Source organism: Mycolicibacterium arseniciresistens (genome assembly GCF_030519285.1).
Lineage (GTDB): Bacteria > Actinomycetota > Actinomycetes > Mycobacteriales > Mycobacteriaceae > Mycobacterium > Mycobacterium arseniciresistens.
This window is the reverse complement of the sequence record NZ_JAUMSQ010000569.1, coordinates 1-705: the sequence shown is the minus strand read 5'-3', so window position 1 is coordinate 705 and position 705 is coordinate 1. Positions and strand designations below refer to the sequence as shown.

Annotated in this window: 1 pseudogene; it reads right to left on the bottom strand. The window is 74.8% G+C overall.

Annotated features, from left to right (window positions below):
* A pseudogene (locus Q2100_RS31540) lies at window positions 1-705 on the bottom strand (hypothetical protein); the annotation flags it as partial.

The window sequence follows — 705 nt, the reverse complement described above, 5'->3', positions numbered from 1 at the left end:
GTGCGGGTCCTGGCGACGGCGGCGGTCCGGCGACCGCGCCGTGCGGTGCCGTACCGAGCGGCACGGCAGGCGTCGCTGCGGGCGATCCGGGCAGGCCGGTGCGGTCGGGCATCCGAACAGTCACCTCACGAGGATCGACCACTCGCGGCGCGGGAGGCGGTTGCGGCGTCGGCGTGTCGTCGGGCAGCGGGGCGTTCAGCGGTGGCGGCGGGACACCCTCGGCCGGTTTCGGCGTGCCGACGACGACCCAGTTGCCCGCCGGGTCCTGGACGAGGTGAGCGGTGTCGCGCGAGGGGATCATGCCGAGATCACGCGCCGCCTCGGCCAGGGCGGGTGCTGCCTGCGCCTCCAGCACGTCGCGCTCGAGCGCCTCCTTCTGCTGGAGCAGCGCCTGGTTGGTCTCCCGGGCCGCACCCAGTTGGTAGGAGCGCTCGGCGGCGCCGGTGGACAGCCACAGCGTGATGCCGAGGCCCATCCCGAGCGCCCCGATGACGAGCACCACGAACGGCACCCTGGCGACCAGGGTCCGGGGATTCAGCTCGATCTCGGCGAGCCTGACGAGGAGACGTTGACGCAGCGGAGGGCGAACGACTCTCGGCGCCTTGGCCTTGCGGGCCTTGGCGCGGGCCTTGGCCTGGCTGGCGTTCTTCGGCCGCGCGGGTGCGGCCGCCGCACCCGAGGACGGCTTGGCCGGCCGGGCGACGG